Here is a 14,289-nt window from a genome sequence, read left to right as displayed (position 1 = left end):
CCGCGTGGGCGTGGGCAGGGGCGGCGGCTCGTGCGGCGGCGCCAGGGAGGCACATCCCGCCAGTGCGGCGGCCAGTGCGGCTGCCAGCGCGGCGGCGGCGGTTCGGGGCAATGGGAGGGTCATCTGCAGTGCTGCGGGGTGCCGGTGCGGCAGCCGCTAGTTGAGGATGTGGTGGCCGCCATCGACATACAGCGTGCAGCCCGTGATGGCGCGCGCCCCGTCCGAGGCCAGGAAGGCGCACAGCGGCCCCACGTCGTCGGGCTGCAGTTCGCCGGCAATGGGCGAGCGGCGCACGCTGTCGGCCACGAGTTCATCGAACGCGGCAATGCCCGAGGCCGCGCGCGTGGCGATGGGCCCGGGCGAGACGGCATTGACGCGGATGCGCGAGGGGCCGAGCTCGGCCGCCAGGTAGCGCGTGGTGGACTCCAGCGCGGCCTTGACCGGGCCCATGATTCCGTAGTGCGGCATGACCTCGCTGGCGCCCAGGTAGCTCAGCGTCATGAGGCTGCCGCCGCTGGCGGCCATCAGCGGCTCGGCCAGGTGCGCCATGCGGATGAAGGAGTGGCAGGAGATGTCCATGGCCAGCGCAAAGCCCTCGCGGGAGCTGTCCACCACGCGGCCCTGCAGGTCCTTGCGCGGGGCGTAGGCCACGGCGTGCAGCACGAAGTCCAGCCGGCCCCAGCGCACGGCGGCGGCATCGAACAGCGCGCGCATCTGCTCGTCGTCGCCCACGTCCAGCGGCATGCGCAGCTCGGCACCGATCTCGTCGAGCAGGGGCTCCACATGCGCCCGGGCCTTGTCGTTCTGCCAGGTCGCGCCGATCTCGGCGCCCGCCGCATGCATGGCCCGGGCACAGGCCCAGGCAATGCTGTCGCGGTTGGCGATGCCGACGATCAGGCCTTTTTTGCCAGCCAATAGCGTCATCTCGAATGCTCCAGATCAGAAGGTCTGCCGGGAAACAGGCCGCCTTGGGGCGGCTTCGTCAGGAATCACGGGGCATGGCGCGGCATTGCCGACATATGCGCCACGGCGAATGTTTGTATTTCCTGTGACTACGAAGCTTTTGATAGCTTGTTTTGATGCATGCAAATCAAAGGTTTGCATGCCAATATCGTCTCCTGGTCTTTTTCATTCTATCTATGTTGCACTGCAGCGACCGATTTTGGCGATGCCGTTTCGTTATATCGATGCAGTTCACTCCATAGTCTTGACTCAGGTCAAAGAGGGCTGCCTCACGGGGAGAATGCCGCTTGCCGCCGGTTGCTGTGCCCAGTAGAGCAATGGTGTCTTTTTGCGCCAACAGCCGAGCATTCTCTGTATTGGCCGGATTTCAATGAATACAAGGTATTCACACCATATTGGTGCATGGGAGGTAAAGAAAACCGGAAATCTGCCGATGGTCCGTGGACAGAGAAAATCCCCGGCCTGCAAAGGCCCGGGCCGCCATTCAGTCGGGACAAGACCGAAGGAAGATGTTCAATCCATGACCAGCATTTCATCCACCGGCGCCAGCTTTGCCGCCAGCGCAGCGGGCATGCGGCCCACGGTGTCCGTGAGGTCGTCAGCGACCACGGCAGCTGCTGCACCCGCCGACCCGGGCACGCAGGTCACGCTGGGCCAGTCCGCAGGGTCCAGCGTCATCTATGCCAAACCGCAGCCCGTGGAATTGGGGCAGTTCAGGCTGACCCGGGCCTGGGCCTCGCAAGACAGGGACGACATCAGCACCCTAATGGCGCGCAACCTGGGCCTGGGCCCGTCGGCCAGCCTGGCCGACCGCTGGCGCGGCCTGGGCGGCGCCCTGCTGTCGCGCTTTGCGGCCACGCCGTCGGACTACCAGCAGACGGTTGCGGAGTACCAGGCGCCCACGGCGGCCGACTCCGTCGCAGGCAGCGCGGATGCACAGGCCCTGGACAAGTCCGCACTGAGCGATGTGTCCGTGGGCGCTGCCACCGTGAGCCTGAAGATCCGCACGCAATCGGGCCTGACCGTGGAGCTGCGGATTGCCACGAACGACGGCAGCGAAGCGGGCAGCAGCAGCGGGCTGCGGGTCGAGGTCAAGAGTTCCGGCGCCTTGAGCCAGGCCGAGAGCGCGGCCATTGCCCAGCTGGCCGACGGGCTGGACGAAGCGCTGGAAGGCCTGGGAAAGCCGGGCAAGCCCCAGCTGGAACTGGGCAAGCTGATGGACTTCGACCGCAGCGTGCTGTCCGGCCTGGACCTGGACATCAAGAACCCCAAGCCTTCGCAGCCCCTGTCCTCGTTCAGCCTGCATGTGGGCGCCGATGGCCGATCGGTGGCGATGAAGGGCGCGGCCGGCGAGCTGGCCGTCAACCTGGAGTCCGATGCCCCCGTGGGCGCCAGCGCTTCGCAGCGCCAGTCCGCGCTGGACCAGCATCTGAAGCGCTTTGATGCCGCCGCGCAGCGCGGCCGTGCGGATGCGGCGCTGGTGGACATGTTCAAGAGTGCCTTCAGTCAGCTGCACAACGCGCAGGCGCCGGCCGCGCCGGGCGCCATCGTCGCGCTCTCCGGGCTGGAGCGTTCCGTGCAGTCCCTGCAAAGCGGCCTGGCCGATTTCCAGGCCAGCTTCAGCGGTGATTTCGAGAACACCAATGAATTCGGCGCCGTGACCGAAATCGGCCGCGCCGAGTACCAGGTGGGCCAGAAGACCACCCGGCAGTCCCGCGGCAGGGAGGGCGAGTCGATCGCCCAGGTGGTGACCGAGTCCCTGAACGCCGAGTCCAAAAAGGCGCGCAACCGCAGCATGCTGGATTTGCAGTCGGGCAACTATGACCTGACCAAGGTGCAGGACAGCCGCACCATCACCACGCTGATCGAGACAGCCGGCAAGCAGGTCACCGGCGCGCTGCGCAAGACGCAGGAGCGCCAGATGCAGACGTGGGACCAGCTGGTGGAGCACCGCACCCAGCAGCACCGCGAAACGCCCGGTGGGCGCAGCTTCACTGAGCAACTCGCGTTGAGGTAGTCGCGGCGCGGGCCGGGCCGCGTGTCGTCGTTGTGTCACAAAACTTCCGTATAAGAAGTTTTTTTGAACAGAACATGACAACGGCCCGCGCGTTCATGACCGAATTTCATCTTGCCGTCATCCAGGGCGGAGCCTCTCAATGAACGCGCGCCGTGCTTTGGCGGCGGGGCTGGCGGCGCTGCTGCTGGCGGCCGTGGGCGGCGGCATCTGGTACTCGCGCACGGCCCTGGTGCAGGACCGCCAGGCGCAGCGGGCGCAGCAGCAGGCCGTGACGGCGCGCGGCCTGATCGGCTCCGAGAAGGAAGCCTTCTTCCAGGACGAGCGCGTGCGCGACGTGCTGGCGCGCCACGGCGTGACGGTGACGGTGCAAAAGGCCGGCTCGCGCAGCATTGCCAACAGCTACGACCCCAAGCAGTACGACTTCGGCTTTCCCTCGGGGGCGCCGGCTGCAGCCCAGCTCAAGGCGGCGGCCAGGGCCGGCACGGTCTACACGCCGTTCTACACGCCCATCGTGTTCGCCAGCTGGCGGCCCATTGCCGAGATCCTGATCGCCAACGGCGTTGCGCAAAAGCAGGGCGACTTCCATTACGTGACCGATCTTCCCGCCCTGCTGGCCATGGCCGGCAAGGGCACGCGCTGGCGTGACCTGAAGGCCTCCGGCGCCTTTGCCACCGGCAAGGCCGTGCTGCCCGCCAGCACCGATGTGCGCAGCTCCAACAGCGCGGCCATGTACCTGGCGCTGGCCAGCTATGTGCTCAACGGCCAGCAGGTGGTGCAAAGCCCGGCCGACCTGGAGCGCGTGATGCCCCAGGTGGCGCCGCTGTTTTTGCGCCAGGGCTTCCAGGAAAGCTCGTCGGCCGGGCCGTTCGAGGACTACCTGGCCCTGGGCATGGGCAAGGCGCCGCTGCTGGTGGCCTATGAATCGCAGCTGGTGGAGTTCCTGCTGCGCCACCCGCAGCGCAGGAGCGGCGAGATGGTGATGCTCTACCCGCAGCCCACGCTGTATTCCAAGCATGTGCTCGTGCCCTACACGCCGGCAGGCGAGCGCGTGGGCCAGTTGCTCGAATCCGACCCGCAGCTGCGCGCATTGGCGCAGGAATACGGCTTTCGCACCGGCGGCGACACGCACGGCCCCGAGCGCTGGGCCGGGCAGGGCGTGCAGGCGCCCGCGCAGCTGGTGGATGTGATCGAACCGCCCAGCCAGGAGTGGCTGGAGCGAATGATCGTGGACATGGAGCAGCGCTTCAAATGACCGAACGTTCCAGGAGCAACCGATGAGCAACACCCCCCAGACCACCACGGCCAGCGCCGCCGTGGCCGTGCCTGCACAGGAGCAGGATTTCGTGCTGGAGCCGCCTGCGCCCGCCCTGCCCGTGCCCATCGAGTCGGCCAGCGGCAAGGTCCGCCTCAAGGCCGAGGAAGTGCAGCAGCTGGACGCGCAGGTGGCGCAGTTCATCGACGACATCACCGCCAACGACAGCCAGTCGCCCGCCTTCAAGGGCGCGGTCGAGCGCATCCACGGCATGGGCAACAAGGAGGTGCAGGCCGCTGCGGCCGTCTCCAACCGCATGCTGGAGCGCCCCGTCAAGACGCTGAACAACGGCCTGTTCGACCAGGGCAGCCAGATCGGCCAGGGCCTGATCGACCTGCGCCGCCAGGTGGAGGCGCTGGACCCCTCGCACCAGGATGACCTGTTCAAGCCGCGCAAGCTGCTGGGCCTGATCCCCATGGGCAACAGGCTGGTGGACTACTTCGACAAGTTCCAGTCCAGCCAGAGCCACCTGAACGCCATCATCGACAGCCTCAAGCGCGGCAAGGACGAGCTGCTGCGCGACAACGCCGCCATCGAGCAGGAAAAGGCCAACCTGTGGGGCCTGATGGAGCGGCTGGAAAAATACATCCACATCGGCAAGAAGCTGGACGCGGCGCTGGAGGCCAAGGCGGCGCAGCTGGAAGCCAGCGACCCGGAAAAGACGCGCGTGGTGCGCGAGGACATGCTGTTCTACGCACGCCAGAAGGTCACCGACCTGCTCACCCAGATGGCGGTGAACGTGCAGGGCTACCTGGCGCTGGACCTGGTGCGCAAGAACAACCTCGAACTGGCCAAGGGCGTGGACCGCGCGACCACCACCACGGTCTCTGCCCTGCGCACGGCCGTCATCGTGGCGCAGGCGCTGGCCAACCAGAAGCTGGTGCTGGACCAGATCACGGCGCTGAACACCACCACGGGCAACCTGATCGCCGGCACCAGCGAGCTGCTGCGCGAGCAAAGCGGGAAGATCCACGAGCAGGCGGCCGGCAGCACCATCGACATCGCCAGGCTGCAGCAGGCCTTCGGCAACATCTACCAGACCATGGACGCCATGGCCGACTTCAAGGTCAAGGCCCTGGCCTCCATGCAGACCACGGTGGACACGCTGTCGCAGGAGGTGGACAAGTCACGCGCCTATCTTGAAAAGAGCCGCCGCGAGGACGTGCGCGAGGCGCTGCAGGCGCCCGCCGGCGAGGTGGTGCTGTGAGCATGTTCCGGCGCCTGGCGGCCTGGTGGCTGCTGGGCCTTGCGCTGGTCCTGGCCGGCTGCGGCAAGTCGCCCGAACCCGCGCCGCAGGCCGCCGCAAAGGCCGATGCGCCCGCCGGTCCCCAGGGTGCATTCACCGTGCTGGCCGGCTCCGAGCTCAAGGACGTGGCGCCCGCGCTGGAGCAGGCCGCCACGGCGGCGGGCGTGCCGCTCAAGCTCAGCTATGCGGGCACGCTGGAGATGGTCGAGCGCATCAATGCGGGCGAGCAGTACGACGCCATCCTGCCGCCCAATGGCGCCTATCCCGCGCTGGCGCTGGCGAACAAGCCGCTGGCGCGCGAAAAGCTTTTCTACTCGCGCGTGGCCCTGGGCGTGAAGGCCCCCGTGCTGCAAAAGCTGGGCTGGGACAAGGCCCCGCCCACCTGGGCCGACATCGCACGCGCTGCCGCCCAGGGCCGGCTGCGCTACGGCATGACCAATCCGGCCAGTTCCAACACCGGCATGAGCGCACTGTTCGCCGTGGCCTCGGCCGTGGCCGGCAAGACCGAGGACCTGGACGCCAGGGAGGTCAACGCGAAGGTGCTCAAGGACTTCCTGTCGGGCCAGAAGCTCACCGCCGGCAGCTCCGGCTGGCTGGCCGAGGCCTTCGAGCGCGAGCCCGGCGCCGTCGATGCGCTGGTCAACTACGAGGCCGTGATCCTGCGCCTGAACGAGAAGCTGCCCGCCGCCGACCGCCTGACCCTGGTCTACCCGCGCGACGGCGTGATCTCGGCCGACTATCCGCTGATGCTGCTCAGCGCTGCGCGGCGCGCAGACTATGACCGGCTGGTCGCCCAGTTCAAGGCCCCCGCCTTCCAGGGCCAGCCGCTGCGCCAGGCCCAGCTGCGCCCCGCCAGCCCCGAGGCGCAGGCCAGCCCGGCGCTGCCCACGGCGCCCGTGGTGGAGCTGAGCTTTCCGAACCGGCTGGAGGTGATCGATGCCGTGCTCTCGGCCTACCAGAGCGATCTGCGCCGTCCGGCCACCAGCATCTTCGTGCTGGACGTGAGCGGCTCCATGAAGGGTGCACGGCTGGCGCAGATGAAGGAGGCGCTCAAGCTGCTGTCCGGCGCCGAGGCCTCGGCCGCCAGCCAGCGCTACGCCGCCTTCCAGGCGCGCGAGCGCGTGCTGCTGATTCCGTTCTCGGGTCTGGTCGGCCAGCCCGCGCGCGTGCAGTTCGCGGCGGGCGACCTGCAGGCCGCAAGCGCCCGGGTGCTGGCCTATGCCGACAGCCTGGTGGCCGACGGCGGCACGGCCATCTACGACGCGCTCACGCTGGCCCAGCAGCAGGCACGCCAGGAACTGCGGGCCGATCCCGAGCGCTTCGTCAGCATCGTGCTGCTGACCGATGGCGCCAATACGGCCGGCCGCGACTGGGCCGCATTCGAGCGCGAGCAGCGCATGGCGCGCGACGGCGGCGCGCCGCTGGTGCGGGTCTTTCCCATCATCTTTGGCGAGGCGCAGTCCGGCGAAATGCAGGCCCTGGCCGCGCTGACCGGCGGGCGCGCCTTCGATGCGCGCAACACCGGCAAGAGCGGACTGCCGCTGGTGTTCAAGGAAATCCGGGGCTACCAGTGACAGCGCCGCCAGCGATCGGACCCGCCTGATGCGCCGCCTGCAGCTTTTCTTCTACGGCAACGGCAACCTCGCCGGCCTGGCGCTGGCCCTGCTGGGGCCGGTGCTGCTGTTTGCCGGCGTGATCGGCGCCGGCTGGGGCTGGATCACCCTGGGCCTGTACGTCGCGGGCCTGCTGCTGGGTTGGGCCCTGCAGCCCGCGGGCGCCAGCTTCGAGCGGGCGCTGCAGCAGCACTGGAGCGCCGAGGACATCCGCGAACGCATCGACGAGCTGGTGCAAAAGGCCCGCCCGATGCTCACGCCCGAGATGCAAAAGCACCTGGACAGCGTGCGCGGCTCGGTGCACGAGGTGCTGCCCTCGCTGGCCGAAGCCGGCCCGGTCTTCAACGACGGCCTGTTCACCGTGCGCGAGACGGTGCTGCAGTACCTGCCGGCCACGCTGTCGCACTATGCGGCGCTGCCGCCGCTGTTCCGTGTCACCCAGCCCGTGCAGGACGGCAAGACGCCCAGGCAGCTGTTGACCGAGCAGCTGGCGCTGCTGGCCGGGCAGATGCAGCAGGTGGTGGCCCATGTGGCGGCCAGCGACGCGCAGGCGCTGCTGGCCAATGGCCGCTTCTTGAAGCAGAAGTTCGACCAGCCGGATTTCCTGAAGTGAGGCGCCTGCAGGGTCGTCCCGCCACGCTGCGCGGACCCTGTGTTAGCATGCTTCGCCATGCAGCCTGCTGCATTCCCGTCTTCCAGACACCTGAACTCTCGATCCAAGACAGCCATGAACGGTACGCCCGTTTCGATCATCGTTGCACAGTGGTGGCGCTTCCAATAAGGAAGCGGCACGTCGTCGCGGTTGCGTACCGCACCTTGCCGCCGTGACGGCAGCAAGGCTCACTCAGCAGATGGCTCCCCGGCACGGCGGCTCCCAGAACCCAGGAGATTGCCCAGATGCCCTCAGATTCCCCCTTCCAGACCCAGGCAGCATTGCGCGCATGCCCGCGCCAGCCTTCGCTGCGGCATGCCCGCGCCACCCGTTTTTCCCTTTGAGACCCAGGAGCCGGTATGACCAGACTGCTGATGATCGACAACTACGACAGCTTCACTTACAACATCGTCCAGTACTTCGGCGAGCTGGGTGCCGATGTCACCGTGGTGCGCAATGACGAGGCCACGCTGGACGAGGTGATCGCCCTGGTCGAGCGCGAGAAGATCGACCGCCTGGTGATCTCGCCCGGCCCCTGCTCGCCGGCCGAAGCCGGCATTTCCGTGGCCGCCATCCAGCACTTCGCGGGCCGCCTGCCCATCCTGGGCGTGTGCCTGGGCCACCAGAGCATTGGCGCGGCCTTCGGCGGCGACATCGTGCGCGCGGGCCAGCAGATGCATGGCAAGACCAGCGTCATCACCACCGACCGCAAGGGCGTGTTCGCCGACCTGCCCGAGCAGTTCACGGTCAATCGCTACCACTCGCTGGCCATCGCGCGCTCCAGCCTGCCCGAATGCCTGGAGATCACGGCCACCAGCGAGGACGGCGAGATCCAGGGCGTGCGCCACACCAGCCTGGCCATCGAGGGCGTGCAATTCCACCCCGAGAGCATCCTCACCGAGCATGGCCATGCCATGCTCAAGAATTTCCTGGAACAGAAGGCCTGAGCAGGCCGGCACCCAACCGAGACACCGCAATGACCCAGATCACCCCCCAGGAAGCGCTGCAGCGCACCATCGAGCACCGCGAAATCTTCCACGACGAGATGCTGCACCTGATGCGCCTGATCATGCGCGGCGAGCTGTCGCCCGTGATGACGGCGGCCATCGTCACCGGCCTGCGCGTGAAGAAGGAGACCATCGGCGAGATCACGGCCGCGGCCGAGGTCATGCGCGAGTTCTCCAACAAGGTCCATGTGGAGGACAAGCGCCACCTGGTGGACATCGTGGGCACGGGCGGCGACGGCGCCAACACCTTCAACATCTCCACCTGCTCCATCTTCGTGATCGCGGCGGCGGGCGGCAAGGTCAGCAAGCACGGCGGGCGCAGCGTCAGCAGCAAGAGCGGCAGCGCCGACGCCATGGAGGCGCTGGGCGTCAACATCCAGCTCAGCCCCGAGCAGATCGCGCGCAGCATCGCCGACGTGGGCATCGGCTTCATGTTCGCGCCCAACCACCACCCGGCCATGAAGAACGTGGCGCCCGTGCGCAAGGAGCTGGGCGTGCGCACCATCTTCAACATCCTGGGCCCGCTGACCAATCCGGCCAGCGCGCCCAACATCCTCATGGGCGTGTTCCACGAGGACCTGGTCGGCATCCAGGTGCGCGCGCTGCAGCGCCTGGGCGCCGAGCACGCCATCGTGGTCTATGGCCGCGACGGCCTGGACGAGATCAGCCTGGGCGCGGGCACCCTGGTGGGCGAGCTCAAGGACGGCGTGGTGCGCGAGTACGAGATCCATCCCGAGGACTTCGGCCTGCGCATGGTGGGCACGCGCGCCTTCAAGGTGGACAATCCCGAGGAATCCAAGGCCATGCTGCTGGGCGTGCTCCATGGCGAAAAGAGTGCCGCGCGCGACATCGTCTGCCTGAACGCGGGTGCTGCCCTGTATGCGGCCAACGTGGCCTCCAGCATCGAGGACGGCATGGCCCGCGCCCAGGCGGCGCTGGACAGCGGCGCGGCCCTGGCCAAGCTCAACGAACTCGTGGCCTACACGGCCCGGCTGACGGCCTGAGCCGCGCAGCCCCCATCGACCACCGAATACAAGAAACCAAGGAAAGCAACGTGTCCGACATCCTCCAGCAAATCTGCGACGTGAAAGTGCAGGAAGTGGCCGCCGCCCAGAAGCGCATGCCCTTCGCGGACATGCGCCGCGACGCCGAAAGCCGCGTGCTCACGCGCGACTTCGTGGGCGCGCTGCGCGCCAAGATCGCCGCCGGCCAGGCCGGCGTGATCGCCGAGATCAAGAAGGCCAGCCCCAGCAAGGGCGTGATCCGCGAGGACTTCATCCCCGCCGACATCGCGCAAAGCTATGCCGATGGCGACGGCAAGGGCGTCAGCGCCGCCTGCCTCTCGGTGCTGACCGACAAGCAGTTCTTCCAGGGCAGCGTGGACTATCTCAAGCAGGCGCGCGCCAGCTGCCACCTGCCCGTGCTGCGCAAGGACTTCATGGTCGATCCCTACCAGATCTACGAATCGCGGGCCATGGGCGCCGACTGCGTGCTGCTGATCGCCGCCTGCCTGGACGACGCGCAGATGGCCGAGATGGAACAGATCGCCCACAGCCTGGACATGGCCGTGCTGGTCGAGGTGCACGACGGCGCCGAGCTGGACCGCGCCCTGCGCCTCAAGACCCCGCTGGTGGGCATCAACAACCGCAACCTGCGCAGCTTCGAGGTCCGCATCCAGACCACGCTGGACCTGCAAAAGAACGTGCCGGCCGACCGCCTGCTGGTCACCGAGTCGGGCATCGGCAGCCGCGAGGACGTCAAGGCCATGCGCGATGCCGGCATCCACGGCTTCCTGGTGGGCGAGGCCTTCATGCGCGCCAAGGAGCCGGGGGAGGCGCTGGCCAAGCTGTTTGCCTAAGACGCGTCGTTGTGCGGGCCGGCCGGTGAATCCGGGGTCCGCACGATGCGCACCACCCCGAGCTTGAGCCCCAGCATGGCCAAGATGCGGTTCATGGTCTGCACGCTGCCTTCGCTGCGCTCCTGCTCGATGTCCTGCAGCGTTCTATAGGAAACGCCGCAAAGCTTGGCCATCTCGGCCGTGGTCAGCCGCATGGTCTTCTTCAGATGCCGCACGGCCTGCGGCAAAGACCATTCGGGGTGGGCCAGCACATCGTCAATGGCCTGCCTGCGCAGCTCCAGCTGCTGGGCAATGGGAATGGGGGTGAAACGCTTGTCCATGGTCTTCAGCGCAGCGCAGCGCAGCGAGCTCCTGCGCACGTGCCAGGAGGGCGGGACGCAGGTGGCCGAGAACCTCGGGCTCCAGCCCTAGCGCCAGACCGTCTGCGGCGATGCGCTCCAGCGCGGGAATCATGGCCTTGAGGCCTTTCACCAGTGGATCGCGCTGCAACGGCTCCGACTGCGTGCCCCGGCGTTTTCGAGGGAGCTGCGCGGCCAGCGCACAGACGCTATCCAGCACACGGCCCCAATCGGGCCGGCCGCCCTGTTCATCCCGCCAGCGGATGCGTCGGGCAATGCCGTCCGGGTGGAGATACATGGGCGCAAAGTCGTACAGGGGCGTGAGCGCGATGCGGCCATCGAAACCGCGCTGCACGGCGGTGTTGCGCGCGTGGTTGTCCTTGTTGCCCAGGGCCAGGTTGGCAATGTCGCGTTTGATGTATTCGAGCACTTCCTGGTGCAGTTGTAGTGTGCAGTTCGCGGTCATTTGCACGAATTTCTAGGTAAAGCATCAGGCTGACTCAAGGTTTTTCGTATGTTTTTCCGTGTAACCACTGTCTGTCTTTGGGGCGCCATTGGAAGCGGACGTACCTCCCCGCCGCAGGCAAAGGTATGCTTGCCGTGATCCAACAGGCATGGCGCTTGCGCCCATGCATTTCAGCTGTACTTTTTTGAGGGAGGCTGCTGCCTCGGCATGTGGCGGCGGTGCCCCCATCCGCCATGGCCCTTCAAGACGACGCAATCGCCCCGGCGCAAGCCGACCAACTCCAATCCTCCGATCCCGCCGACTGGCCCGTTGCGCCCGACTGGCAGCCCCTGGTCGAGGACTTCTTCGCGGGTGCCACGGGCCAGCAGCTGCTGACCTTCCTGCACCAGCGCCTGGAAGCTGGCGCGGTGATCTTTCCGCCCCAGCCGCTGCGCGCGCTGGAGCTGACACCGCCCGATGAGGTGCGCGTGGTCATCCTGGGGCAGGACCCCTACCACGGCCGGGGGCAGGCCGAAGGCCTGTCGTTCTCGGTGGCGCCGGGCGTGCGCATGCCGCCCTCGCTGCAGAACATCTTCAAGGAGATGCAGCGTGACCTGGGCGTGCCCTTCCCGCCGTTCCCCAACCCGGGCGGCAGCCTGGTCAAGTGGGCCAGGAACGGCGTGCTGCTGCTCAACACCTGTCTCACGGTGGAGGAAGGCCAGGCGGCCAGCCACTCGGGCAAGGGATGGGAGCTGCTGACCGATGCGGTGATCCGACACATCGCCCAGGGCACGCGCCCCGTGGTCTTCATGCTCTGGGGCAGCCATGCGCAGTCCAAGCGCGCCTTCATTCCGGCCGACCGGGGCCATCTGGTGCTGACCAGCAACCATCCCTCGCCGCTGTCGGCGCTGCGCCCGCCCGTGCCCTTCATCGGCAACGGGCACTTCGGCAAGGCGCGCGACTTCCGCGCCCAGCACGGCTACTGAGCGGCCCGCTCGGGGCGTGGCTCCACGATGGGGAACACGCTGTCGAAGCGGTCCAGCATGGACATGAGCGCCATCACCTTGGAGGCGTCGCCCTCGATGCGCAGCTGGCCGCTCTTGATGGCCTCGGCCATCGTGGTCTCCTGGCCTGCAATGGCGTCCAGCGTGGCGCGCGTCAGGCGCAGGCTCGCGTGGGCGGCGGGCGCAAGGCCCGGGCTCTGGGTGAGGGCGCTGTTCTCCAGGTTCAGGCTGCGCTGCTCGCCGGTGTCGGTGAAGGTCCAGTTGAGCACGATGCGCTGGCCTGCGGCCTTGCCCGCGTCCAGCCGCACGCCCAGGTAGTCGAAGAACATCTCCAGCGGCAGGCTGCGCACCAGGTCGCGCGCGGTGCTGCCGGGCCTGGGCAGCTGGGGCACGCCCTGGCGCAGCTCCGCCGCGCCCTGCAGGAAGGCGTTGCGGGCCGTGGCCGATTCCATCTGGTAGCCCAGCTGTTCATAGGCATTGGCCGCCAGGCGGCGCGCGGCCTGGTTGGCTGGGTCGGCAAAGACCAGTTGCGAGGCGATCTGCGCCACCCAGCGGTATTCGCCGCGTTCGTAGTCGGCTTGCGCACGGCGCAGCACGGCGTCGGCGCCCCCCATGTATTCCACGGTCTTGCGTGCGGCGGGCACGGGCGGCAGCGCCTCCAGCTGGGCCGGGTTGCCTTCGTAGTAGCCCAGGTAGTGCTGGTAGATGGCGCGTATGTTGTGGCGCAGGTGGCCGTAGAAGGCATGTGTGGCGCCGTCGCGGGCCAGGGATTCGGGCATCTTCAGCATCTCGGCGATCTCCGAGCCCACGTAGCCGTGGTTCATGAGGCGCACGGTCTGGTCGTGCAGGTATTTGTAGGTGTCGCGCTGGCCGGCCAGCATGCGCTGCAGCCGGGGCTGGCCCCAGACCGGCCAGTGGTGCTGGGCGATCAGGATCTGTGCCTGGCCGCCATAGGCGTGCAGGGCGTCGTTCAGGTGGCGGGACCAGCCCAGCGCGTCACGCACCTGGGCGCCGCGCAGCGGCAGCAGGTTGTGCTGGGTGTGCACGGCGATCTCGGCCATGTTCAGCACCTTGAGCTGGGGGTAGTACATGATCATCTCGGCCGGCGCCTCGGCCCCGGGCGTGAGCGTGAACTCGATGTCCACGCCGTCGATGCGCAGGGTCTCGCGCGGCTTGTCGATCACGCGCGTGGGCGCGATCAGCCCCATGGTGCCGGGCGCACCCGCCTTGCCCAGCCCTGCGTCCACCTGTCCCCTGGCATCGCGCGGCAGCAGCATGCCGAACTGGTAGAGCGCGCGCCGGCCCATGGCGTGGCCGGCGATGACGTTCTCGCCCACGGCCTCGGCCATGAAGCCAGCGGGCGCGATGACCTGCACGCGGCCCGCATCCACCTCTTCCTGGCGCACCACGCCGCGCACGCCGCCGAAATGGTCCACATGGCTGTGCGAGTAGACGACGGCCACCACCGGCTTGCGCGGTCGGTGCTGGTAGTACAGGTCCATGGCGGCCTGGGCGGTCTCGGTGTACATCAGCGGATCGACCACGATCAGGCCGGTCTCGCCCTCGATGATGCTCATGTTCGACAGGTCCAGGCCGCGCACCTGGTAGAGCCTGTCGGTCACCTGGAACAGGCCGCTGACGCGGTTGCGCTGGGCCTGGCGCCACAGCGCGGGGTGCACGGTGTCGGGCGCCTGGTCCTGCTCCAGGAAGGCATAGGACTGCATGCTCCAGATGGGACGGCCCTGGGCATTGCGCACGACCAGGGTGTCGGCCGGTGCGATCAGGCCGCGCCGGGCGTCCCCCATGGCCTGCGCATCGTCCAGCGGCTACGCGG

Annotated in this window: 13 protein-coding genes and 1 pseudogene; 9 read left to right on the top strand and 5 right to left on the bottom strand. The window is 67.9% G+C overall.

The window, feature by feature from the left end:
• Positions 1-156: 156 nt before the first annotated feature.
• Complete coding sequence (gene fabI / locus L995_RS19355) at positions 157-924, bottom strand: enoyl-ACP reductase FabI (RefSeq protein WP_016449534.1); 768 nt, start codon at positions 922-924, stop codon at positions 157-159.
• A 15-nt stretch (positions 925-939) separates the two neighbouring features.
• On the bottom strand, positions 940-1,104 hold the full coding sequence (locus L995_RS33285) for a hypothetical protein (protein WP_155294163.1): 165 nt from the start codon (positions 1,102-1,104) through the stop codon (positions 940-942).
• Positions 1,105-1,483: 379 nt separating this feature from the next.
• Here L995_RS33285 and L995_RS19350 point away from each other — a divergent pair, with 379 nt between their 5' ends.
• The 8 genes from L995_RS19350 (at position 1,484) to trpC (ending at position 10,668) form a co-directional block, all read left to right on the top strand.
• Positions 1,484-2,980: a hypothetical protein gene (locus L995_RS19350; protein ID WP_047473047.1), complete on the top strand. Its 1,497-nt coding sequence runs from the start codon at positions 1,484-1,486 to the stop codon at positions 2,978-2,980.
• 139 nt (positions 2,981-3,119) lie between these two features.
• Positions 3,120-4,232, top strand: coding sequence for a hypothetical protein (locus L995_RS19345; protein ID WP_016449536.1), 1,113 nt, complete (start codon positions 3,120-3,122; stop codon positions 4,230-4,232).
• 22 nt (positions 4,233-4,254) lie between these two features.
• Positions 4,255-5,499, top strand: a complete 1,245-nt coding sequence (locus tag L995_RS19340) for a toxic anion resistance protein (protein WP_047473046.1) — start codon at positions 4,255-4,257, stop codon at positions 5,497-5,499.
• A gap of 2 nt (positions 5,500-5,501) precedes the next feature.
• Complete coding sequence (locus L995_RS19335) at positions 5,502-7,112, top strand: vWA domain-containing protein (RefSeq protein ID WP_047473045.1); 1,611 nt, start codon at positions 5,502-5,504, stop codon at positions 7,110-7,112.
• 28 nt (positions 7,113-7,140) lie between these two features.
• Positions 7,141-7,764: a hypothetical protein gene (locus L995_RS19330; protein WP_034366387.1), complete on the top strand. Its 624-nt coding sequence runs from the start codon at positions 7,141-7,143 to the stop codon at positions 7,762-7,764.
• 398 nt (positions 7,765-8,162) lie between these two features.
• A complete protein-coding gene (locus L995_RS19325; protein WP_012202700.1) occupies positions 8,163-8,750 on the top strand; it encodes an anthranilate synthase component II in 588 nt (195 codons plus the stop codon).
• Between the two features lie 29 nt (positions 8,751-8,779).
• Positions 8,780-9,814, top strand: coding sequence for an anthranilate phosphoribosyltransferase (gene trpD / locus L995_RS19320; protein WP_013804671.1), 1,035 nt, complete (start codon positions 8,780-8,782; stop codon positions 9,812-9,814).
• Positions 9,815-9,864: 50 nt separating this feature from the next.
• Positions 9,865-10,668 carry an indole-3-glycerol phosphate synthase TrpC gene (trpC, locus tag L995_RS19315; RefSeq protein ID WP_047473043.1) on the top strand — a complete coding sequence of 268 codons (804 nt, stop codon included), beginning with the start codon at positions 9,865-9,867 and terminating at the stop codon, positions 10,666-10,668.
• Here the strand turns inward: trpC and L995_RS19310 are convergent.
• A complete protein-coding gene (locus L995_RS19310) occupies positions 10,665-10,988 on the bottom strand; it encodes a helix-turn-helix domain-containing protein (RefSeq protein ID WP_016449541.1) in 324 nt (107 codons plus the stop codon). The two genes, trpC and L995_RS19310, sit on opposite strands and share 4 nt — an antisense overlap.
• A 13-nt stretch (positions 10,989-11,001) precedes the next feature.
• Positions 11,002-11,475: pseudogene (locus L995_RS32135) on the bottom strand (HipA domain-containing protein); the annotation flags it as partial.
• 230 nt (positions 11,476-11,705) lie between these two features.
• Here L995_RS32135 and L995_RS19305 point away from each other — a divergent pair.
• Positions 11,706-12,437 (top strand): uracil-DNA glycosylase, encoded by a 732-nt coding sequence (locus L995_RS19305; RefSeq protein WP_047473041.1) that lies wholly within the window; start codon positions 11,706-11,708, stop codon positions 12,435-12,437.
• On the opposite strand, the gene L995_RS19300 is transcribed toward L995_RS19305, so the two are convergent.
• Complete coding sequence (locus L995_RS19300) at positions 12,431-14,260, bottom strand: alkyl/aryl-sulfatase (protein WP_231574476.1); 1,830 nt, start codon at positions 14,258-14,260, stop codon at positions 12,431-12,433. The two genes, L995_RS19305 and L995_RS19300, sit on opposite strands and share 7 nt — an antisense overlap.
• Between the last annotated feature and the right edge of the window lie 29 nt (positions 14,261-14,289).

This window comes from Delftia sp. ZNC0008, from assembly GCF_000799035.1.
GTDB lineage: Bacteria > Pseudomonadota > Gammaproteobacteria > Burkholderiales > Burkholderiaceae_C > Comamonas > Comamonas tsuruhatensis.
Note: the sequence above shows the minus strand (reverse complement) of the source record. Positions and strands in the feature narration are given on the sequence as shown.